The organism is Streptomyces sp. NPDC090741 (assembly GCF_044769045.1).
GTDB lineage: Bacteria > Actinomycetota > Actinomycetes > Streptomycetales > Streptomycetaceae > Streptomyces.
This window is the reverse complement of the sequence record NZ_JBIVXF010000013.1, coordinates 159,219-179,123: the sequence shown is the minus strand read 5'-3', so window position 1 is coordinate 179,123 and position 19,905 is coordinate 159,219. Positions and strand designations below refer to the sequence as shown.

At 73.4% G+C, this 19,905-nt stretch carries 19 protein-coding genes; 4 read left to right on the top strand and 15 right to left on the bottom strand.

Going from position 1 to position 19,905, the window contains the following annotated elements:
* Positions 1-11 precede the first annotated feature (11 nt).
* Entirely contained in the window at positions 12-1,457 is a 1,446-nt protein-coding gene (locus ACIQU4_RS30720) for a PLP-dependent aminotransferase family protein (RefSeq protein WP_403737509.1), read from the bottom strand.
* Here ACIQU4_RS30720 and ACIQU4_RS30715 point away from each other — a divergent pair.
* Together ACIQU4_RS30715 and ACIQU4_RS30710 are read left to right on the top strand one after the other, a co-directional pair.
* The gene (locus ACIQU4_RS30715) at positions 1,456-2,424 is read left to right on the top strand and encodes a DMT family transporter (protein ID WP_403737506.1); all 969 of its coding nucleotides are present in this window, start codon (positions 1,456-1,458) and stop codon (positions 2,422-2,424) included. The two genes, ACIQU4_RS30720 and ACIQU4_RS30715, sit on opposite strands and share 2 nt — an antisense overlap.
* Before the next feature lie 61 nt (positions 2,425-2,485).
* A complete protein-coding gene (locus ACIQU4_RS30710) occupies positions 2,486-2,683 on the top strand; it encodes a DUF1918 domain-containing protein (RefSeq protein WP_403737503.1) in 198 nt (65 codons plus the stop codon).
* 36 nt (positions 2,684-2,719) lie between these two features.
* On the opposite strand, the gene ACIQU4_RS30705 is transcribed toward ACIQU4_RS30710, so the two are convergent.
* Positions 2,720-3,967 (bottom strand): glycoside hydrolase family 10 protein, encoded by a 1,248-nt coding sequence (locus tag ACIQU4_RS30705; protein ID WP_403737500.1) that lies wholly within the window; start codon positions 3,965-3,967, stop codon positions 2,720-2,722.
* A 153-nt stretch (positions 3,968-4,120) separates the two neighbouring features.
* Between ACIQU4_RS30705 and ACIQU4_RS30700 the strand changes: the two genes are divergently transcribed.
* The gene (locus ACIQU4_RS30700) at positions 4,121-5,014 is read left to right on the top strand and encodes a 3-hydroxybutyryl-CoA dehydrogenase (protein ID WP_385584621.1); all 894 of its coding nucleotides are present in this window, start codon (positions 4,121-4,123) and stop codon (positions 5,012-5,014) included.
* 32 nt (positions 5,015-5,046) lie between these two features.
* On the opposite strand, the gene ACIQU4_RS30695 is transcribed toward ACIQU4_RS30700, so the two are convergent.
* From ACIQU4_RS30695 to infC, 10 genes are all read right to left on the bottom strand, one after another.
* Positions 5,047-5,577, bottom strand: coding sequence for an NUDIX hydrolase (locus ACIQU4_RS30695; RefSeq protein WP_030157262.1), 531 nt, complete (start codon positions 5,575-5,577; stop codon positions 5,047-5,049).
* Positions 5,578-5,630: 53 nt separating this feature from the next.
* Entirely contained in the window at positions 5,631-6,971 is a 1,341-nt protein-coding gene (locus tag ACIQU4_RS30690) for a transcriptional regulator (RefSeq protein ID WP_403737497.1), read from the bottom strand.
* 392 nt (positions 6,972-7,363) lie between these two features.
* Complete coding sequence (locus ACIQU4_RS30685) at positions 7,364-8,389, bottom strand: PP2C family protein-serine/threonine phosphatase (protein ID WP_403737495.1); 1,026 nt, start codon at positions 8,387-8,389, stop codon at positions 7,364-7,366.
* Between the two features lie 196 nt (positions 8,390-8,585).
* Positions 8,586-11,114: a phenylalanine--tRNA ligase subunit beta gene (gene pheT / locus ACIQU4_RS30680; protein WP_403737492.1), complete on the bottom strand. Its 2,529-nt coding sequence runs from the start codon at positions 11,112-11,114 to the stop codon at positions 8,586-8,588.
* The gene (gene pheS / locus ACIQU4_RS30675; RefSeq protein ID WP_403737490.1) at positions 11,114-12,241 is read right to left on the bottom strand and encodes a phenylalanine--tRNA ligase subunit alpha; all 1,128 of its coding nucleotides are present in this window, start codon (positions 12,239-12,241) and stop codon (positions 11,114-11,116) included. Before pheS ends, pheT begins: the two co-directional genes overlap by 1 nt.
* A 152-nt stretch (positions 12,242-12,393) precedes the next feature.
* Positions 12,394-13,632, bottom strand: coding sequence for an ATP-binding protein (locus tag ACIQU4_RS30670; RefSeq protein ID WP_403737487.1), 1,239 nt, complete (start codon positions 13,630-13,632; stop codon positions 12,394-12,396).
* A gap of 56 nt (positions 13,633-13,688) precedes the next feature.
* Complete coding sequence (locus ACIQU4_RS30665; RefSeq protein WP_403737484.1) at positions 13,689-14,549, bottom strand: TrmH family RNA methyltransferase; 861 nt, start codon at positions 14,547-14,549, stop codon at positions 13,689-13,691.
* A 128-nt stretch (positions 14,550-14,677) separates the two neighbouring features.
* Positions 14,678-15,064 (bottom strand): 50S ribosomal protein L20, encoded by a 387-nt coding sequence (gene rplT, locus ACIQU4_RS30660; protein ID WP_030157251.1) that lies wholly within the window; start codon positions 15,062-15,064, stop codon positions 14,678-14,680.
* A gap of 105 nt (positions 15,065-15,169) precedes the next feature.
* Positions 15,170-15,364 carry a 50S ribosomal protein L35 gene (rpmI, locus tag ACIQU4_RS30655; RefSeq protein WP_030157249.1) on the bottom strand — a complete coding sequence of 65 codons (195 nt, stop codon included), beginning with the start codon at positions 15,362-15,364 and terminating at the stop codon, positions 15,170-15,172.
* 104 nt (positions 15,365-15,468) lie between these two features.
* Positions 15,469-16,257 (bottom strand): translation initiation factor IF-3, encoded by a 789-nt coding sequence (gene infC / locus ACIQU4_RS30650; protein WP_403737479.1) that lies wholly within the window; start codon positions 16,255-16,257, stop codon positions 15,469-15,471.
* A gap of 377 nt (positions 16,258-16,634) precedes the next feature.
* Here infC and ACIQU4_RS30645 point away from each other — a divergent pair, with 377 nt between their 5' ends.
* Positions 16,635-17,021, top strand: a complete 387-nt coding sequence (locus ACIQU4_RS30645; RefSeq protein WP_053688768.1) for a DUF1844 domain-containing protein — start codon at positions 16,635-16,637, stop codon at positions 17,019-17,021.
* A gap of 91 nt (positions 17,022-17,112) precedes the next feature.
* Here ACIQU4_RS30645 and ACIQU4_RS30640 read toward each other — a convergent pair whose 3' ends face one another.
* The 3 genes from ACIQU4_RS30640 to ACIQU4_RS30630 are packed head-to-tail and all read right to left on the bottom strand — an operon-like array spanning position 17,113 to position 19,835.
* Positions 17,113-17,862, bottom strand: a complete 750-nt coding sequence (locus ACIQU4_RS30640; protein ID WP_403737476.1) for an SseB family protein — start codon at positions 17,860-17,862, stop codon at positions 17,113-17,115.
* Between the two features lie 12 nt (positions 17,863-17,874).
* The gene (gene mycP, locus ACIQU4_RS30635) at positions 17,875-19,062 is read right to left on the bottom strand and encodes a type VII secretion-associated serine protease mycosin (RefSeq protein WP_403737473.1); all 1,188 of its coding nucleotides are present in this window, start codon (positions 19,060-19,062) and stop codon (positions 17,875-17,877) included.
* Positions 19,059-19,835: a hypothetical protein gene (locus tag ACIQU4_RS30630; protein WP_403737471.1), complete on the bottom strand. Its 777-nt coding sequence runs from the start codon at positions 19,833-19,835 to the stop codon at positions 19,059-19,061. The genes mycP and ACIQU4_RS30630 overlap by 4 nt, the downstream gene beginning before the upstream one ends.
* Between the last annotated feature and the right edge of the window lie 70 nt (positions 19,836-19,905).

Sequence of the window (19,905 nt, the reverse complement as noted above, 5' to 3'; positions counted from 1 at the left end):
GCTCCACCGATTTAGGGGGTGTCCGGGGCCCGGAGCGAGCGCAGCCGGCGGACGCCCTCGTTCAGCTCCGCCGCGCCCGAGACCCCGGCGAAGCTGAGCCGTACGTACGGACCCGGCGGTTCCGCGCAGAAGTACGGACGGCCCGCGGCGACCGCGACCCCGGCGCGCAGGGCCGCCGCCGCGAAGGCGGCGTCGTCGTCGCCCTCGGCCATCCGGGCCCACAACTGGTAGCCGCCCGAGGGCAGATGGGGCAGGGTCAGCCCGGGCAGCTCCCGGCGCAGCGCGCCCGCGAGCAGGTCTCGCCGGTGGCGCAGTTCGGTGGCGACGGCCCGCAGGTGGCGGGGCCAGGCGGGGGCGCCGACCAGCTCCAGTGCGGCCTCCTGGAGCGGCCGGGACACGAAGAAGGAGTCCACGATCTGGATGGCCCGCAGCCGGTCCAGCACCGGGCCCCGGGCGGCGAGCGCGCCCACCCGCAGGCTGGGCGAGGTGGCCTTGGTCAGGGACCGGACGTGGACGACCACCCCGTCGTGGTCCTCGGCGGCCAGCGTCGGCGGCAGCGGACCGGCGTCGTCGTGGCCGAGGGCCCTGGCGTAGTCGTCCTCCACCACGAAGGCCCCGGCGGCCCGCGCGATCCGCAGCACCTCGGCCCGCCGCCCGGGAGCCAGCACCGCACCGGTCGGGTTCTGGAACAGCGGCTGGCATACGAACACCCGCGCGCCGGTCGCTTCGAAGGCGGCGGCCAGCAGCTCCGGCCGGACCCCCTCGGCATCCACCGGGATGGGCACCGGCCGGCAGCCGGAGGCGCGGGCGATGGCCAGCAGCCCGGGGTAGGTCGGGGACTCCACAAGGACCGGCGCCCCGGGCGGGGCCAGCGCCCGCAGGGCGGTGGTGAGCGCGCTCTGCCCGCCCGCGGTGACCAGCACATCGGCGGCGCCGACGGCCCCGGCCGCCCCGCCGATCTCCCGGGCGAACCAGTCGCGCAGTTCGGGCAGCCCCTCCATGGGCGGCCGTTCCCAGGCCCCGGGGCGCCGACCGGCCCGGGCCAGCGCGGCGGCCATGGCCCGCTCGGGCTGGATGGAGGGGTGCAGGTAGCCGCTGTTGAGCCCGATCACCCCGGACGGCGGCGCGGCCAGACAGGCCAGCACGCCGGAGGCGTCCACCGAACGCGGGACCACGTCACCCGCGCCCTCCGCGCTCAGGGCGACCTCCTGCCAGGAGGTGTCCCCGGGCGCGGGCTCCGCCGTGCGCGGCCGGGCCCGGAACACCCCGGCGCCGGGGCGGGTGACGACCAGCCCCTCGGCGGCCAGCTGCGCGAGGGCGCGGGAGACGGTGACGGGGCTGACCCGGTAGCGCTCCACCAGGGCCCGGCTCGACGGGAGCTTTCCACCCACCGAGTAGCGGTCGAGCTCCGACCGCAGGGATTCTGCCAGCTCCGCCACGCTGCTACGCTCGTACATGACAGCAAAGAATAGCGCTACTCTCCACACCGCGATAGCGGTCGAGCACCCTGCGCGCCGGTCCGGCCTCCGCGGCGGACCCGGCGGACTCCGCGGCCGCGGCGGTCTCGGCGGCCGGGCCACCGGCGGCACCGCCCTCGCCGGACTCGGCGTCGTCGCCTTCTCGCTGACCTTCCCCGCCACCGCCTGGGGCCTGGAGAGCTTCGGCCCCTGGTCCTTCGTCGCCGTGCGCAGCCTCCTGGCCGCCCTCATCGCGGGGGGCTTCCTGCTGGCCGGGCGGGTGCCGCTGCCCGCCCGCGCGCACTGGGCGGGCCTCGCCGTCGTCGCCGCCGGTGTCGTCGTCGGCTTCCCGCTGCTCACCACCCTGGCGCTGACCACCTCCACCACCTCGCACGCCGCCGTCGTGGTCGGCCTGCTCCCGCTCACCACGGCCGCCGTGTCCGCGCTGCGCACCGGCGCCCGCCCCTCGCGCCGGTTCTGGGGCGCGGCCGTCGCCGGAGCCGCCGTCGTGCTCGGCTTCACCCTGGCGCAGAGCGGCGGCGCGCTCTCGGCGGGCGACGGCTACCTCTTCGGGGCCCTGCTGGTCTGCGCGGCCGGGTACACCGAGGGCGGGCGCCTGGCCCGCGTCCTGCCCGGCTGGCAGGTCATCGGCTGGGCTCTGGTGCTGTGCCTGCCGCTCAGCCTGGCCGGCTCCGCGCTGGGGCTCGCGTACGAGCCGGTGCACCTGACGGGCCACGGGCTGGCCGGCCTCGTCTGGGCCGCGGCCGGCTCCACCTTCCTCGGCCTGTACGTCTGGTACCGCGGGATGGCGGAGATCGGCGCGCCGCGGGCCAGCCAGCTCCAGCTCGCCCAGCCGCTGCTGACCCTGGTCTGGTCGGTGGCGCTGCTCGGCGAGCACCTCTCCCCCGCCGCCCCGGCCGCCGCCTGCGCGGTCCTGGTCTGCATCGCCGCGACCCAGCGGGCCTAATCAGTACAAACCGCCGTAAACTGCTGTCACCGGATTCAGACCGCCTCCGAGGAGGTCAGAAATGCGCGCGACCGAGGGCGACCAGCTGGTGCAGCACGGCAGGATCGTGGGCCAGCACGACAAGGTCGGTGAAATCACTCAGGTACTCGGCGAGAACGGCACCCCTCCCTACCGGGTCCGTTTCTCGGACGGTCACGAGGCAGTCATGTCTCCGGGCCCCGACTGCGTCGTGAAGCACCCGACGGAGCCCACGCAGTGACTGCACCCACTCGACGCGGCCGACACGGCCAACGCGTCACCTCGGCGGCACGGCCGTCGGATAATGGTCGGCAACGACCCTGGCCATCGCACCATTGGGGTCCGCGACCACCTGCTTCGCCGAGAAGTAGACGTGGCCGCGGACCTCGGGGTAATCGCGGGCGAACGTCAGGTGCTTGGACAGCTCGTTCGGATCGCGCCACGCCGCGGTGGTGCTGTTGCGGTCGCAGCGGTACAGGGCCTCGCCCACGTAGAGCGCCACTGCGGTGCCGGCGACGGTCTTCGCCCACCAGGGGACGATCTTCGCGTAGTCGGCGGTCGGGTGGCCGATCTGCCAGTACACCTGCGGCACGATGTAGTCGATCCAGCCCTCCCGGACCCACTTGCGGGTGTCCGCGTACAGGTCGTCGTACGTTTCGACGCCGGCCTGCGTCGGCGAACCCAGCGGGTCCCGGTCGCTGTTGCGCCAGACCCCGAAGGGGCTGATGCCGAAGCGCGCCGCCGGGCGGATCGCCCGCACCCGCTCGGACATCTCGTGCACCAGCGCGTCGGTGTTGCCGCGCCGCCAGTCGGCGCGGGAGGCGAAGCCGTCGCCGTGGCGCGCGTACGCGTCGTCGTCGTCGAACTCCTCCCCCTCGACGGGGTACGGGTAGAAGTAGTCGTCCCAGTGCACCCCGTCCACCTCGTACCGGGAGACGGCGTCGAGCATGGCCTCCTGCACGAAGGCGCGCACCTCGGGCAGCCCCGGGTTGTAGTACAGCTTCTTGTTGTACGCGACCGTCCAGTCGGGGTTGCGCCGGGCCGGATGGTCCTCGGCCAGGCGGTCGGGGTCGGTGTGGTTGGCCACCCGGTACGGGTTGAACCAGGCGTGCAGTTCCAGCCCCCGGGCATGGGCTTCGGCGACCGCCGTGCCGAGCGGGTCCCAGCCGGGGTCCTCGCCCTGCACCCCGGTCAGCCACTGCGACCAGGGTTCCCGGGCCCCGGGCCACATGGCGTCGGCGGCGGGCCGGACCTGGAGGACCACGGCGTTGAGGCGGCGGGCGACGGCGGTGTCGAGGAGGCTGACCAGCTCGTCCCGCTGGTCCCCGGCGTCCAGCCCGCTCTCGGAGGGCCAGTCGACGTTCTCCACAGAGGCGATCCACATCGCGCGGAACTCGGCGGCCGCCTTCCCGCGCGGACCGCGCCCCCGCGCCGCCCGCGCAGGGGCCGCCCCTCCTGCCCCGCCCGTCGCGGCCAGCAGCCCGGCGGCCCCCGCCAGCAGCCCCCGACGCCCGATGTACGCCATGTGACGACTCCGTTCCGTTGCGTGACAGTGCCCTGCATCTGACAGCATGCCCGCCCCGGCCCCCCGTCAAGGTCAAGGTCGGGGGTAACGTCGTGGGGCGTGGCGGGCGCCGGAGCGCAGTGACACTGGGCAGCACGGGGGACCCGCCGACGGATGAGCAGCGAAAGGCACGAAGTGACTGACCTCCCTTCCGACATCACCCGAGTCGGCGTAGTGGGCTGTGGCCAGATGGGCGCGGGTATCGCCGAGGTGTGCGCCCGCAGCGGCCTCGAGGTGAAGGTCGCCGAGACCACCGGCGAGGCCCTGGAGATCGGGCGCACCCGGCTGCACAACTCCCTGACCAAGGCCGCCGAACGCGGCAAGATCAGCGAGGAGGAGCGGGACGCCACCCTGGCCCGCCTCACCTTCACCACCGATCTCGGCGAGTTCGCCGACCGCGACCTCGTCATCGAGGCCGTCGTCGAGAACGAGCAGGTCAAGACGGAGATCTTCCAGGTCCTCGACCAGGTGATCACCCGCCCGGACGCGATCCTCGCCTCCAACACCTCCTCGATCCCGCTGGTCAAGCTGGCCGTCACGACCTCGCGGCCCGACCAGGTCATCGGCATCCACTTCTTCAACCCGGCCCCGGTGCAGCAGCTCGTCGAGCTCATCCCGGCGCTGACCACGAGCGAGGAGACCGTCAAGCGGGCCGAGGCCCTGGTGGGCAAGGTCCTGGGCAAGCACGCGATCCGCGCCCAGGACCGGTCGGGCTTCGTCGTCAACGCGCTCCTGGTCCCCTACCTGCTGTCGGCCATCCGGATGTTCGAGTCCGGCATCGCGAGCCGCGAGGACATCGACAACGGCATGGAGCTGGGCTGCGCCCACCCGATGGGTCCGCTCAAGCTCTCCGACCTGATCGGCCTCGACACGATCGCCTCGATCGCCGACTCGATGTACGCGGAGTACAAGGAGCCGCTGTACGCCGCTCCCCCGCTGCTCCAGCGGATGGTCGACGCCGGCCGCCTCGGCCGCAAGACCGGCTCGGGCTTCTACCCGTACGGCTGATCCCGCAGGACCGGGACCTGCGGCCGGCGGGGTCAGCCGAGCCGCAGATGGTGCAGGAGCAGCAGCCCGGCCGCCATGTTGGCGGCCGGGATCTCGCCCCGCGCGATCATGTCCGGCACGAGTTTGAGCGGCACCCACTCGCGGCGCGATGACTCGAAGTCGTCCTCGGGGTGTCCGATGTACGTCGCCCCGTCCGCCCAGTAGAGGTGGTGGCGGGCGTCGGTCAGCCCGTTGGCCGGCTCGACGGTCATCAGGTGGTGGAGGGGCCCGGGCCGCCAGCCCGACTCCTCCTCCATCTCCCTTGCCGCGGCCGCCGCGATGTCCTCGCCGTCCTCCACCACGCCCGCGGGCAGTTCCCAGCCCCAGCTGTCGGTGATGAACCGGTGCCGCCACAGCAGCAGCACCTCGTTGGCCTCGTTGACGGCCGTGGCGACGGCGACCGGCCGCAGCCGGATCACGAAGTGGTCCAGGTGCCGGCCGTCGGGAAGTTCCACATCGGCGAGATTCACGTCGAACCAGCGGTTCTTGTACACGGTCTGCTCACTCAGGTTCGTCCACTGCACGGTTGTGCCACCTTCCGTTCGAGTAGGTGGCAACATGGCAGCAGTTCGCGGCCTCACAGGGGAACGCGCAGCGCCCCGTCGATCAACTGCGCGGTCTCTTCCGCGCCGGAACATCCGCTGGTCAGCAGCTGTTCGCGGACCGCCCGCAGCCGGTCCCGCAGTCGCAGCGACTCCATGCCCTTGGCCCTCTCGGCCATCTCGGCGGCGGCCGCCACCGCCCGGTCCGCCTCGCCCTGGCGCAGCTGGATCTCGCACAGCATCGCCAGCCGGTGGACCCGCCCGCGGTCGTGCGCCGGCGTCCCGACCGCCGCCGTCGCCTGCTCGTGGGCGGCGTGCAGGTCACCGAGGCTGAGCAGCGCCTCGGCCACCTGTACGTTGACCAGCCCGGGCTGTACGTACCCCGTCTCGTCCGGCTCCGTGCCGGGCCGGATCCGCTCGGCGGCCGCCTCGGCATTCCGGATGCAGGCCAACGCGGCGGCCGTGTCCCCGAGTTGGGCGTACGCCTTGGCCTGCATGGCGTACAGGTCGGCGGCCAGGGCCGGGGTGGTGTGCCGGCCCGCGGCGCGCAGCGCGGCCTCGGCGAAGGCGACGGCCTGGCGGTGCTCCCGCAGGTGCAGGGACTGGTTGACGATCAGCGCGATGACGTAGGCGCCGAGCCCCCGGTCCCCGCTGGCCTTGGCGAGCCGCAGCGCCTGGTGGAAGTAGCGCTGGGCGAGTCCGTGGGCGTCCGAGTCGTACGCGCAGATCCCGGCCACCGCCACGAGGGACCCGGTGGCCCGGTGCAGCTGACGGCCGAGACCGTCGGGGTAGCTGCCGCGCAGCATCGGCGCGGTCTCGCTGCCGAGGAAGCGGATGATCCGGGCCCGGGTGGCCACCCCACCGGCCCGGCGGTACATCAGCTCGTAGTGCGCGCGGGCGGCCCGAAGGATCTCGATGTGCTCCGGGCCGATCCGGTTCGGCCCGTCGCGGGAGACGTCGGCGTCCTCGGGCGGGTTCTCCCACTCCCAGACCGGGATCACCGCCGGCGTCCCGGTGACGGCCTCGGCGGTGAGCAGCTGGACGCGGCCCTGCTCGTCGGAGCGCCACAGGGCCGCGGCCCGGTCGACGAAGCCGCTGAGCGGGGAGCCGTTCGGGGAGACGGGCTGGCCCGGCACGCCGAGCCCGACGTCGTCCAGCGACACCGGGCGCCGGAGCCGGCCGCCGAGCACCTCGCAGATCAGGTCGGGCACCTGGCCGCGCGGCCGCTGACCCTTCAACCACCGGGTGACGGCGGTGTGTTCGTAGCGCAGGGCGAGTCCGCGGGACCGGCCCGCCTGGTTGACGTGCGCCGCGAGTCCGGCATGGGACATGCCCGCCTCGGCGAGGAGGGCGTCGAGAAGGGCATTGGGCTGCATGGGCCCCTCCAAGGGCTCTTCGGTCTCAGGCTAGAGGGTGCGCGGTTCACACGGGGTGTACTTCCTTTTGATTCACACGGGGTGTGCTTCCCCTCGATTCACACGGGGTGTGAACCAAGAACGCGCATAAATGCGATACGCACTCTGCCGCAAGGAGCCCTGGGGGCGGTTCACTTAAGAGCCTCGCCAAAGAGGCAGCTCGGGTCGTCGGCTCCCCCTCGTACAGTGCGACGACCCGCACCGCGCCGCCCGCCTTGCTGTCTGCCCGACACTCCATGGCAGGCGGGCGGCGCGCTCCGGCTCCGCCGGCGCCCGGTTGGTCGCCGGGCCCCGGCAGGGGTCGTGGAACGCGCGCCGGGCCCTCCCACCGGGCCCGGTGTGCGGTCCCCCTGTCAGCAGCCGCGGTCGCCGCGGTCGCTGCGCAGCACCAGCAGGGCGACGTCGTCGGTGAGTTGTCCGCCGGTGTGGCGCAGCAGAGCGGCGTGCACGCCCGCGACCAGCCGCGCGGGCGTATCCGCGGGCTGCTCCGCGAGCACGCTGCGCAGGGGGAAGAAGCGCCCCTCGGGGTCCCGTGCGTCCTCGGCTCCGTCGGTGTGCAGGAACAACACGTCGCCGGGCCACAGTTGTCCGCAGTCCTGCGGCTGCAGATCCGGCTGCACGGGCACGACCCCGAGCGGCGGATACGTCTCACCCCCGTCGAGGATCCGCACTTCCGCGCCCCGCTGCGCGGAGCCTTCCCCCACCCCGCCCTTTCTCCGTTTCCCGGGCTCCGCCCGGATCCGCGCCTCAAACGCCTGCGAGGCCGGCCAACCAGCCCCGCAGGGTGCCAGCGACTGCGGCTCGCGCAGGAGGTACGGCCATGGGTGGCCGCAGTTCAGGGCCAGCACGGAGCCGTCCTCCGCGATCTGGAGCAGCAGCACCGTCACGAACTCCTCCGGCGCCCCCTCCGCGCCCCGCACGTGCCGGGCCAGGGCCCGCTCCATCCGCACCAGCACCCCGCCCAGCGCGGGTTCGTCGTACGCCGCCTCCCGGAAGGCACCGAGCACCGCCGCCGCCGCGCCCAGCGCCGGCAGCCCGTGCCCCCGTACGTCCCCGATCACCGCCCGCACCCCGTACGCCGTCGGCACGGCCTCGTACAGGTCGCCGCCCACCGCGGCACCCCGGCTCGCCGACAGCTGCGCCGCCGCCAGTGTCAGGCCCTCGATCCGCCCCGGCAGCGGCCGCAGCAGGGCCCGCTGCGCCGCGCCCGCGATCTCCTGCATGCGCCGCAGCTCCGCCATGAGCGCGCGCCGGATGTGCAGGGCACATCCGGTGGCCAGTAACAGGAACGCCGCGCAGCTGGCCAGGCTGGCGCCCAGCCGCCCGGGGGTGGACAGCTCCCAGGACACCGCGGCGCCGCCCCATGCGAGGACGCACACCCGACGCACCTGAGGCATCTCCCCACACGTGATCATCGTTCCGGCCCTCCCCTCGGCCGCAACGATTCTGTCGACCCGCCGCATCGATGGACACGGGCCACCGGCGTTCTCACCCAAATGAGTGAGGGGCGTATCCGCTGGTCCGGATACGCCCCTCAGTGCCTCGATCCGCCGCAGCGGCAGGGCAGTTACACCATCACGCCCCGCGCAGCACCGCGCCCGTGCGCTCGCCGGCCAGCGCCACCGCCGCGTCGCGCGCGGCCGTGGACTCCTCCGCGGTCAGCGTGCGGTCGGCCGCGCGGAAACGCAGCGCGTACGCCAGGGACTTCTTGCCCTCGCCGACCTGCTCACCGGTGAACACGTCGAACAGCCGCAGGGACTCCAGCAGTTCGCCGGCGCCCTTGCGCAGCGCGGCCTCGACGTCGGCCGCCGGGACGGACGCGTCGACGATCAGCGCGACGTCCTGGGTCGCCACCGGGAAGGTGGAGATCCGGGGCGCCTCCACGGCCTCGCCGCCGGCCGCCGCGAGGCGGTCCAGGTCGAGCTCCATGGCGCTGGTGCGGACCGGCAGGCCCATCACCTTGACCACGCGCGGGTGCAGCTCACCGGCGTGGCCGATGACCGTCTCCACCCCGTTCAGGGTGACGAGCAGCTCGGCGCACCGGCCCGGGTGCCACGGCCCGTACCGGCCCTGGCGCACGACGAGCTCCACGCCGGCCTCGACGGCCAGCGAGCGCGCGGCCTGCACCGCGTCCGCCCAGTCGGCCGGGCGGCCCTTGCCCCACCAGCCGGCCTGCTCGCGCGCACCGGCCAGCACGACCGCGGCGTACCGCGGCTGGGCCGGCAGGGCGGCGTCCAGCGTGGCGATCTCCTCGGCCGTGGGACGCCGGTCGACGGGCAGCCGTACGGCGACCCCCGGCTGCGGGCCGGCCCGGAAGACCGAGCCCGTCTCGAAGAGGGCGAGGTCGTGGCTGCCCCGGCTGTCGTTGCGGCGCAGCGCGCCCAGCAGCCCCGGCAGCAGCGTGGTGCGCAGCGCCGGCTCCTCGTCGGAGAGCGGGTTGACCAGCTTGACCACCTGGCGGGCCGCGTCGTGCGCGGGCAGCTGGAGCTGGTCGAAGACGCCCTCGCCGACGAACGGGTAGCTGAGCGCCTCGACGTAGCCCGCGCCGGCCAGCGCGCGGCCGACCCGGCGGTGCAGCTGCTGCCGGGCGGTCAGACCGCGGCCGGAGGGCAGCTTCGGCAGGGTCGACGGGAGGTTCCCGTAGCCCTCCAGCCGGATGACCTCTTCGGCGAGGTCGTTGGGCTCGGCGAGGTCGGGCCGCCACGACGGGACGGTGACGACGAGCTCGTCCTGGCCGTAGACGTCGCAGCCGACCTCCTGGAGGCGGCGGACGACGGTCTCGCGGCCGTAGTCCATGCCCGCGACCCGGTCCGGGTGGTCCGCGCGCATCGCGATGGTGCGCGGGGCGCCCGGGGCGGTGAGCTCGGTGACGCCGGCCTCGGCGGTGCCGCCCGCGAGCAGCACGAGCAGGTCGACGGTCCGCTGCGCGGCCGCGGAGGCCGCCTGCGGGTCGACGCCGCGCTCGAAGCGCTTGGAGGCCTCGGAGGCGAGCTTGTGGCGGCGGGCGCTGCGCGAGATCGTCAGGGCGTCGAAGTGCGCGGCCTCGATGACGACGTCCGTGGTGCCCGAGACGATGCCGGTCTCGGGGTCGGTCACGGAGTCGGCGATCTCGGTGTTGGCACCGCCCATGACGCCGGCGAGGCCGATCGGCCCACTGTTGTCGGTGATCACCAGGTCCTCGGCGTCGAGCGTGCGCTTGACCCCGTCGAGGGTGGTGAACTTCTCGCCCTGCTCGGCGCGGCGCACGCCGATGGCGCCGTCCAGGCGGGAGCGGTCGTACGCGTGCAGCGGCTGGCCGAGTTCGAGCATCACGTAGTTGGTGACGTCGACGGCGAGCGAGATCGGGCGCATGCCGGCCTTCTGCAGGCGCCGCGTGAGCCAGAGCGGGGACTTCGCCTCGGGGTCGAGGCCGGTCACCGTACGGGCGGTGAAGCGGTCGCAGCCGGCCGGGTCGTCGATCTTGACCAGGTAGCCGTACGAGTTCGGCGCGGGCACGTCGAGCAGCGCCGGGTCGCGCAGCGGCAGGCCGTACCCGGTGGCGGTCTCACGGGCCACGCCGCGCATGGACAGGCAGTAGCCGCGGTCCGGGGTGACGGCGATGTCGAGGACCTCGTCGACGAGCTGGAGCAGCTCGATCGCGTCGGTGCCGACCTCGTGCTCGGGCGGCAGCACGATGATCCCGTGCGTGCCGTCGTCGCCCATGCCCAGCTCGTCGCCGGAGCAGATCATGCCGTGCGAGGTGCGGCCGTACGTCTTGCGCGAGGCGATCGCGAAGTCGCCGGGCAGCACCGCGCCGGGCAGGACCACGACGACCTTGTCGCCGACGGAGAAGTTCCGGGCGCCGCAGACGATCTCCTGCGGCTCGCCGGTGCCGTTGGCCTGGCCGACGTCGACCGTGCAGAAACGGATCGGCTTGCGGAAGCCCTCGAGCTCCTCGATGGTCAGCACCTGGCCGACGACCAGCGGGCCCTTGAGGCCGGCGCCGAGCTGTTCGACCCTCTCGACCTCGAGGCCGGCGTCTACGAGCTTGGCCTGTACGTCACGACCGGTCTCGCCCGCAGGCAGGTCGACGTACTCCCGCAGCCAAGAAAGCGGGACCCGCATCAGATCTCCATCCCGAACGGCCGGGTGAACCGGACGTCACCCTCGACCATGTCTCGCATGTCTTCGACGTTGTGGCGGAACATCAGCATCCGCTCGATGCCGAACCCGAAGGCGAACCCGCTGTACTTCTCGGGGTCCACACCGCAGGCGATGAGCACCTTGGGGTTGACCATTCCGCAGCCGCCGAGCTCGATCCAGCCCTCGCTGGAGCAGGTGCGGCACGGGCGGTCGGGGTTGCCCACCGACTCGCCGCGGCACACGTAGCACTGCATGTCCATCTCGGCGGACGGCTCCGTGAACGGGAAGAAGTTCGGGCGCAGCCGGGTGGTCATGTCCTTGCCGAAGAGCGCCTGGACCATGTGGTCCAGAGTGCCCTTGAGGTCGGCCATCGTCAGGCCCTCGTCCACGGCGAGCAGCTCGACCTGGTGGAAGACCGGGGTGTGCGTGGCGTCGAGCTCGTCGGTGCGGAACACCCGGCCCGGGCACACCACGTACACGGGCGGCTCCCGGTCGAGCAGCGAGCGCGCCTGCACCGGGGAGGTGTGGGTGCGCAGCACGACGCCGGACTCGTCGCCCTCGGTGCCCTTGGGGCCCTGGACGAAGAACGTGTCCTGCATCTGGCGCGCCGGGTGGTCGGGCGTGAAGTTGAGGGCGTCGAAGTTGAACCACTCCGCCTCGACCTCGGGGCCCTCGGCCACCTCGTAGCCCATGGCCGTGAAGATGTCCGCGATGCGGTCCATCAGCGTGGTCAGGGGGTGCCGGGCACCGGCGGGGACGCGGTCGTAGGGCAGCGTGACGTCCACCGCCTCCTCGACCAGCACCCGCTCGTCGCGCTCCGCTTCGAGCTCGACCGTGCGGGCCCCGAAGGCCTTGTTCACGGCGCCGCGGGCCTGGCCCACGAGCTTGCCCGCCGCGGCCTTGGCCTGGGGGGGCAGTGCGCCGATCTCGCGGTTGGCGAGCGCCAGGGGCGAGCGGTCGCCCATGTGCGCGGTCTTCGCCTCACGCAACGCGTCGAGGTCGCCGGCGGTCGCGAAGGCGGCGAGCGCCTCGTCCCGCATGCGCTCGATCTCTTCCGGTTTCAGTGCCTCGACCTCGACAGGGTCGTACGACTTGTTCGGTGCCGACATCTCTTCCCGTACTTCCGATGGCTGGCTGGTGGGTCCCCCGCGCGACACGCTCGACGCGCTCGGCACAAGGACACAAAGGTGCCAAAGGACGAGTCTAAAGGTCGCTGGGGGTGAAGGAGCCCGTGGGCCGCCTGGCGAGACGCTCCGCAGGGTTACTGCGTGAGGTAGGCCGGCGCCCCCACGGGCAGGATAAATCGGAACTCTGCGCCGCCGCCGGGGCCGCGGCCGACCGCGATGGTGCCGCCGTGGGCCTCGACGATGCCCTTGACGATGTACAGGCCCAGGCCGGTGCCGCCGCGCTTGCTGCCCCGCCAGAAACGGGTGAAGACGCGGCCCATCGACTCCTCGGGGATCCCGGGGCCCTCATCGGTCACGGTGACGGCGGTGCCCTTCTCGGTCTTGCCCGCGGCGTTCGTCAGGCTGGTCGGCGATACGTCGATGGTGACCGTTCCCTCGCCGTGCCGCACCGCATTTTCGAGGAGGTTGCCGAGAATCTGGTCGATCTTGTCCGGATCGGCCCACAGATCGGGGAGCGAGCAGCTGACCCGTACGAGGAACCGGTCGGGCGCCTGGCCGTTCGCGGTGAGCGCCTGGACGTGGCGGCCCACGGCGGTGGCGATGTCCACCGGCTGGCGGCGCACCTCCAGGCGGCCGGAGTCGATGCGGGAGATGTCGAGGAGCTCGGCGATGAGGCGGGTGACGCGGTTCGCGTCGGCGTCGACGGTCTCCAGCATCAGCCGCTTCTGGTCGTCGGTGAACCGCTCCCACTTGGCGAGCAGGGTCGCGGTGAACCCCTTGACGGACGTCAGCGGCGAGCGCAGCTCGTGCGCAACGGTGGCGATCAGCTCGGCGTGGCTGCGCTCGGTGCGGCGGCGGGCCTCGGTGCCGCGCAGGGTGACGACGAGGCGGCGCAGCGGGCCGGTGGGGTGGGTGCGCACGTACCGGGCGGAGACGAGCACCTCGCGGCCGCCGGGCAGCAGGAGGTTGCGCTCGGGCTGGCCGCGCCGGGTCGCGAGGCCCCCGTAGGGATCGGTCAGCGTCCACCAGCGGCGGCCGTCGAGGTCCTCCAGCGGCAGCGCCCGGTCGATGCGTACGCCGAGCGCCTCGCCGGGGGCCAGCGCGGTGATCCGGGCGGCGGCGGAGTTGAAGCAGATCACCCGGCCGGTGTCGTCGGCTACGACGAGCCCGTCGGGGAGGTCGTCCGGGTCGATCCCGAGCGCCGCGAACTCCGGGATGTCAGCCGGATCACACGTTTCGCCGGGTTCGCGGGGTTCGCACGGCTCGGGTGCGGCCGGAGCAGCGCGGCTCGTGCCCTGAGCGGGCACGGCCGCCAGGGACGGCGTCCCGGACGCCGTCACGGCCCCTGGCGAGCTGTTCGTACCGACGGTCATGTCCCCGTACCCCACATCTCCGAGTAGCGCAGTGGGCCCCCCGGGCCGCCACATTACTAGCTGGGGGTCACGGAGCGGCACCCTCCGGGAGCCCGCTGTGCACGCGCGGACGCGTAGAGGCACACCGCGGCGGCCGTGGCGAGGTTCAGGCTCTCGGCCTTGCCGTGGATCGGTACGCGTACGACGGCGTCGGCGAGCGCCCGGGTCTCCTCGGGCAGGCCCCACGCCTCGTTGCCGAAGACCCAGGCCGAGGGGGTGCCCATGGTGCCCGCGTCGAGCTCGGCGTCCAGGTCGTCCTCGCCGGCCCCGTCGGCGGCCAGGATCCGCACGCCGGCCGCCCGGAGCCCCTCGACGGCCTGCTCCACGGGGACGCCGACCGCCACCGGCAGGTGGAAGAGGGAGCCCACGGAGGCCCGTACGGACTTCGGGTTGTACAGGTCCACGGAGGCGTCGGTCAGCACGACCGCGTCCGCGCCGGCGGCGTCGGCGCAGCGCAGCACCGTGCCGGCGTTCCCGGGGTCGCGGACGTGGGCGAGGACGGCGACCAGCTTGGGCTCGGCCTTGAGGATCTCCTCGAAGGGCGAGTCGAGGAAGTGGCAGACGCCGACGATCCCCTGCGGGGTGACGGTCTGCGAGACCTCGGCGAGCACCTCGTCGGAGGCGTAGTGGACGCGCGCGCCGGCGGCCAGCGCGGCCTCGATGATCCCGGTGTAGCGCTCGGCGGCCTCGACGGTCGCGAACAGCTCGATCAGGGTCGACGCGCCGCCCGCGCCGCGGTGCTCGACGGCCTCGCGGACGGCCTGCGGGCCCTCGGCGATGAACCGGCGCTCCTTGGTGCGGAAGCTGCGCCGCGCCAGTCGCCTGGCGGCGGCCACCCGCGGGGATCGGGGGGAGATCAGCTCGGCGGGGGTGCCCATGGCGGTCGGCTCGCTTCCGTACGTACAACAGGTGGAACTCAGTCGAACTCGGTGATCAACGCACCGGACCCGCAGGCGCGAGGCCTGCGGGTCCGGGCAAGTTACTGCAGCCTTCGAGGGCCTGCCGCTCAGGCAGCGACCTTCGGGGCGTTCACGTCGGCCGGAAGCGCCTTCTGCGCGACCTCGACGAGCGCGGCGAAAGCGTTGGCGTCGTTGACGGCCAGCTCCGCGAGGATCTTGCGGTCCACCTCGATGTTGGCGGCCTTCAGACCCTGGATGAGGCGGTTGTACGTCATGCCGTTCTGGCGGGCAGCGGCGTTGATGCGCTGGATCCACAGCTGACGGAAGTCGCCCTTGCGCTTCTTGCGGTCGTTGAAGTTGTAGACCAGCGAGTGGGTGACCTGCTCCTTGGCCTTGCGGTACAGGCGCGAACGCTGACCGCGGTAGCCGGAGGCCGCCTCGAGGATCGCCCGGCGCTTCTTGTGGGCGTTTACTGCCCGCTTGACGCGTGCCACTTTTTAACTCCTTGTAGCGGGGCCGTGGGTGTCTTCACACGACCCGAATTCGATGGGGTCCCGGTCTCGACGCCGTCCGCTCCCGACAGGGGGAGCGGAGGGGCGTCACTTGCCGAGAAGCTTCTTGATCTTCGCGGCGTCGCCGGGGGCCATCTCCGCGGTGCCGGTGAGGCGGCGGGTCACACGGGACGACTTGTGCTCGAGCAGGTGGCGCTTACCGGCACGCTCACGGAGCACCTTGCCGGAGCCGGTGATCTTGAAGCGCTTCTTGGTACCGCTGTGCGTCTTGTTCTTCGGCATAGCGCCGTTATCTCCTCGTCGGTGGCGCCCCCGCCGGTCCGGCTAAGGACCGGCGCCCGGGAGCGTCATGTTGTGTCGGTGATCCGAGACGGGCTGCCTCGGAATCAGGCCTCGGCCGGTGCCTCGGGAGAGGCGGCCTCGGTGACGTCGGCCTCGGTGACGTCGGCCTCGGTGACGTCGGCCTCGGTCTCAGCCTCGGCCTCGGTGACGTCGGCCTCGATCTCAGCCTCGGCCTCGGCGACCTCGGTGCCCTCCTCGACGAGGGCTTCCTCGGAAGGAGCCTCGTCGGCGGCGACACCCTGGCGCTCGGCCTTGCGGGCGGCCTGCGCCTCGCGGGCTTCGGCCATCGCCTCGGTCTTCTTCTTGTGCGGACCGAGGACCATGATCATGTTGCGGCCGTCCTGCTTCGGGTTCGACTCGATGAACCCGAGGTCCTCGACGTCCGAAGCGAGACGCTGCAGCAGTCGGTAGCCGAGTTCCGGCCGGGACTGCTCGCGACCACGGAACATGATCGTGATCTTGACCTTGTCGCCCTGCTTGAGGAACCGAACGACGTGACCCTTCTTGGTGTCATAGTCGTGCGGGTCGATCTTCGGCCGGAGCTTCATTTCCTTGATGACCGTGTGCGCCTGGTTCTTGCGCGCCTCACGGGCCTTCATGGCCGACTCGTACTTGAACTTGCCGTAGTCCATGAGCTTGCAGACCGGCGGGCGTGCGGACGCCGCGACCTCGACCAGGTCGAGGTCGTACTCCTGCGCCAGCTCAAGGGCCTTGGCAAGCGGCACGATGCCGACCTGCTCACCGCTGGGACCGACGAGTCGTACCTCGGGAACGCGAATCCGGTCGTTGATGCGGGGCTCGGTGCTGATGGATCCTCCTCGGTAGCACCACACGGCTGCCTGGCAGACAGCCGCTGACGTCTGATGTCGTCAGACCAACCGCGGCGGAACATGAAAAATGCCCCGCCGGGCACAGGCAGGGGCTCCAATACAACCGGAGCACCGCCGCGTGCGATCGCGGGGCGCAGACTCGGGCAGCTTTCCATCGTCCGTACGGAACGATGGATGCCACCTGACCGGTGACCCGCCGCCCCGGAGGGTGGTCGGGTGGGAGAACGGAGCCTCCACTTGTGGGCCGGGGACATGCGTCTCCGGCCGGTCGTCAGCCCAATATAGCATTCCGCGCCGGGTCCGCTCACCCGGCGGCGTCCGCCCCGGGCCGGTCCGGGGCCCGGTCGGCGGCGTGCGCGGCCCGGCTTATCGTGTGAGGCATGACTGACGCGACCCCCACCCCCGCCACCGAGGCCGGCAGCACGCCGGACGCTCCCGACTACGACGCCATGACCCGCGACATCGCGGACGTGCCCGCCGTCGAGGTGATCACCACGGTGGCCGTGCACCTGCTGAGCGCCGCGGCGGTCAACCTGGGCCTGGACAAGCCGGACTCCGAGCACAAGGACCTCGACGAGGCCCGCAAGCTGATCACCGCCCTGGCCGGCCTGGTCACGGCGAGCGCCACGGAGATCAGCTCCTTCCACGCGGCCCCGCTGCGCGACGGCCTGAAGTCGCTCCAGCTCGCCTTCCGCGAGGCCTCGATCGTGCCCGACGAGCCGGGCCAGGGTCCGGGCGAGAAGTTCACGGGCCCGGTCTTCGGCTGAGCCGCCCGCACCTCACGCAAGAAGGGCCGGGGCGATGCCCCGGCCCTTCTTGCGTGTCACATCTCGTACGCCGCGTCCCGTACGTCGCGGCTCAGCGGATGAAGAGCGGCTCGCCGGACGGGGCCGGGGCCTCCTGCGGGAGCAGGGCCAGGTCCAGTCCGTGCACGAGGCGGGCCCGCAGGGTCTCGTCGGCGGCCAGGGCCTCGGCGACGCGGCGGGCCGCGGCGTGGTCCTGCACCCCCTGCGCCCCCGGGGCCAGCACGATCGCGAGCGTGCCGTCGGCGTCCGCCCCGCCCGTCCCGAGGTGGGCGCGGAGCACGGCCGGCTCCGCGGACACGGCGGCCCGTACGGCCTCCCGTACCGCGGGGTCGGCCAGCGGGCCGGCGTCGGTGCGGCCCTCGGCCAGCGCGAGCAGCGCGGGGCCGGTGAGCTGGTAGGTGACGGGGCCGGCCAGGTCCAGGACCACGGTGTCGGCCTTCTCGTGCGCCGCGGCGGCCAGGGCCTGGTGCAGCGGTACGGCGACCGGGCGGGCGGCCGGGTCCCACAGGGCCAGCGAGGCGATCGAGGTGAACGCGGGCAGTGCCCGCCGGTCCCCCGCCCGCAGGGTCGGGACGGCCATGTCGCTGGTCTTCTCGCGCTTCAGGCCGGTCTCCGGGTCGGTCTCGACCTCGCCGAGCACGGCGACGACCGGGACCAGCAGCCGGGCGCCCTTGAGGGCTGCCAGCACCTGCGGCTCCTGCGCCCGGTCCGCGGACCAGGCGGCCAGGGCCGCGCTCAGCCGGGGGTCGGCGGAGCCGTCGTCGTCGGAGAAGCCGGGGTCGGGAATGTTTTTGTTCGCCACAGTTACCCGACCCTATCCCGGTCCCCGGTCCCGGTCCCGCCGGGCGCCTCGCGGGCGCCGGGCCAGTACGGCGGCCAGGACGAGCAGGACCAGCCCGGCGGCCGCGGCGGCCGGGGCCCCGAGGCGGGCGCCGCTCCCGGCGGCCGCGGCCGGCTCGGGGCCGGGGCCGAAGTACGGCTGCCCGGCCGCGACGGGCGCGGGGAGCGGCGGCTCGGCGCGCAGCGCGTCGGCGGCCTGGAGGGCGGCGACGGGGTCCACGAGTCCGTGGCCGCGGGAGTCGTCGCGGCCGCCGGACGGGGCGTCCGAGGCGGTGTCCTCCAGCAGCCTCTTGATCTGTGCCGGGGACAGGTCCGGGTGGGCGGCCTTGACGAGGGCCACGGCGCCGGAGACGAAGGCCGAGGCGGCGCTGGTGCCCCAGCCCTCGTAGTAGGAGCGGTCGGGGTCGGCGATGACGACGTCGACGCCGGGGGCGCTGACGGTGGCGTACCAGTTACTGGTGGAGAAGGCGGCCTTCTTGCCGCCGCGGTCGACGGCGGTGACGGCGATGACCCCGGGGTAGGCGGCCGGGTAGGACGCGTGATCGCCCTGCCGGCCGCCGTTGCCCGCGGAGGCGACGACGACGACGCCCTTGGCGAGGGCGTACTGGACGGCCTCGTCCTCGGCGGCCTCGTGGTGGGCGGAGTCACTGTCGTCGCCGAGGGAGAGGTTGATCACGTTCGCGCCGTGGTCGGCGGCCCAGCGGATGCCCTCGGCGAGCGCGCCGCCCTTGCTCTCGCGGGCCTTGGCCCGACCCGGGTCGCCCTCTTCCAGGATCACGCGAACGGGGAGGATCTTGGCCTGCGGTGCGATGCCGAGTACGCCCTGGCGTCGGTGGCCGCCGTGGCCGTGCCCGGCGATGATCCCGGCCATGGCGGTGCCGTGCCGGGCCCAGGCGCGGTCGCCGCGCCCTGCGCCCATCCCGATCAGATCGGCCCCGTCGAGGACCCCGCCGGCCAGGTCGGGGTGGGTGGCGTCGACCCCGGTGTCGAGGACGGCGACGGTGACCCCGGCGCCCTGGGTGGTCCCCCAGGCCTCCTCGGCCCGCAACGCGGTGAGCCCCCACTGCCGGTCCCGGATGCCGTCGGCCCCGGCCGGCGCCGCGCCGGCACCGACGAGCAGCACCGCGAGCACGAGGACGGCACCGGCCCTGCCCCGGCTCACCGGCGGGTGCCCGAGGGAGCGGGGGGCCCGGCCAGGGTGCGTACGGTGCGCTCCATCCGGTCGGCGACGGCCTTGGCCTCGTGGCCGAGGCCGGCTTGGGCGACGGCTCCGGTGGCGTCCTTGCGCATCATGTCCCCGGCGGGGCGGGGGGCGTCGAGCGTGCGGCCGTCGGTGAAGGCGGAGACGGTGTAGACGACGACGGGGGCCTGTGGAACCACGGCCGCGGTCCAGGCGGCGCGCTGACTGTCGGCGAAGCCGTAGCCGGGCGGGGCCGGGAGGCGTCCCCGCAGCGTCTCCATCCCCGCCGCGTCGGCCGGGGTGAAGACCATGCCGACGGTGACGAGGGAGCTGCGGGTGGAGTCGGTGTACGTGGCGCGCAGGACCCGGGTGCAGCCGGTGGCGGCGAGGGCCGCCTGCCAGTCGGCGGTGAGCGCGGGTGCGCAGTCGGAGTCGGGCGCGAGCGCGACGCGGGTCCAGGTCCGGTCGGCCCCTCCGGGCCCGGCGTCGGCACCGTCGAGGACGGGCGGGAACAGGCTGTCCACGGGGGCCGCGCGCCAGATCGATCCGGCCTTGCGGTAGGCGGCGCCGGCGGCCAAGGGTTGATGGGCGTCGCGCTGTTCGACCCATCCGCTGACCCCGGCTCCGCCGACGAGCCCGACCCCGAGCACGGCGCACACCACGACGGCCACGCCTCGCCCGGCCCCGCGCCGCCCCGGTCCGGATTCGGCCACGGGCTCGGCCAGGACCGCGGTCTGCGGTGTAGACGCACTCATCCGGCGGCACCGCCCCCCGTTCCGTCCGGCTGCCACCCCGTACTCTACGCGCCCGTACCGCCCCGGCCGC

What these genes read in the sequence shown, in the direction of transcription:
- ACIQU4_RS30720 (WP_403737509.1), bottom strand. Translation starts at nt 1,457, where the DNA reads ATGTACGAGCGTAGCAGCGTGGCGGAGCTGGCAGAATCCCTGCGGTCG.
- ACIQU4_RS30700 (WP_385584621.1), top strand. Translation starts at nt 4,121, where the DNA reads ATGAGCAGCGAAAGGCACGAAGTGACTGACCTCCCTTCCGACATCACC.
- ACIQU4_RS30665 (WP_403737484.1), bottom strand. Translation starts at nt 14,549, where the DNA reads ATGGGCACCCCCGCCGAGCTGATCTCCCCCCGATCCCCGCGGGTGGCC.
- pheS (WP_403737490.1), bottom strand. Translation starts at nt 12,241, where the DNA reads ATGTCGGCACCGAACAAGTCGTACGACCCTGTCGAGGTCGAGGCACTG.
- ACIQU4_RS30710 (WP_403737503.1), top strand. Translation starts at nt 2,486, where the DNA reads ATGCGCGCGACCGAGGGCGACCAGCTGGTGCAGCACGGCAGGATCGTG.
- pheT (WP_403737492.1), bottom strand. Translation starts at nt 11,114, where the DNA reads ATGCGGGTCCCGCTTTCTTGGCTGCGGGAGTACGTCGACCTGCCTGCG.
- ACIQU4_RS30670 (WP_403737487.1), bottom strand. Translation starts at nt 13,632, where the DNA reads ATGACCGTCGGTACGAACAGCTCGCCAGGGGCCGTGACGGCGTCCGGG.
- ACIQU4_RS30630 (WP_403737471.1), bottom strand. Translation starts at nt 19,835, where the DNA reads ATGAGTGCGTCTACACCGCAGACCGCGGTCCTGGCCGAGCCCGTGGCC.
- ACIQU4_RS30705 (WP_403737500.1), bottom strand. Translation starts at nt 3,967, where the DNA reads ATGGCGTACATCGGGCGTCGGGGGCTGCTGGCGGGGGCCGCCGGGCTG.
- ACIQU4_RS30690 (WP_403737497.1), bottom strand. Translation starts at nt 6,971, where the DNA reads ATGCAGCCCAATGCCCTTCTCGACGCCCTCCTCGCCGAGGCGGGCATG.
- ACIQU4_RS30645 (WP_053688768.1), top strand. Translation starts at nt 16,635, where the DNA reads ATGACTGACGCGACCCCCACCCCCGCCACCGAGGCCGGCAGCACGCCG.
- ACIQU4_RS30715 (WP_403737506.1), top strand. Translation starts at nt 1,456, where the DNA reads ATGACAGCAAAGAATAGCGCTACTCTCCACACCGCGATAGCGGTCGAG.
- rpmI (WP_030157249.1), bottom strand. Translation starts at nt 15,364, where the DNA reads ATGCCGAAGAACAAGACGCACAGCGGTACCAAGAAGCGCTTCAAGATC.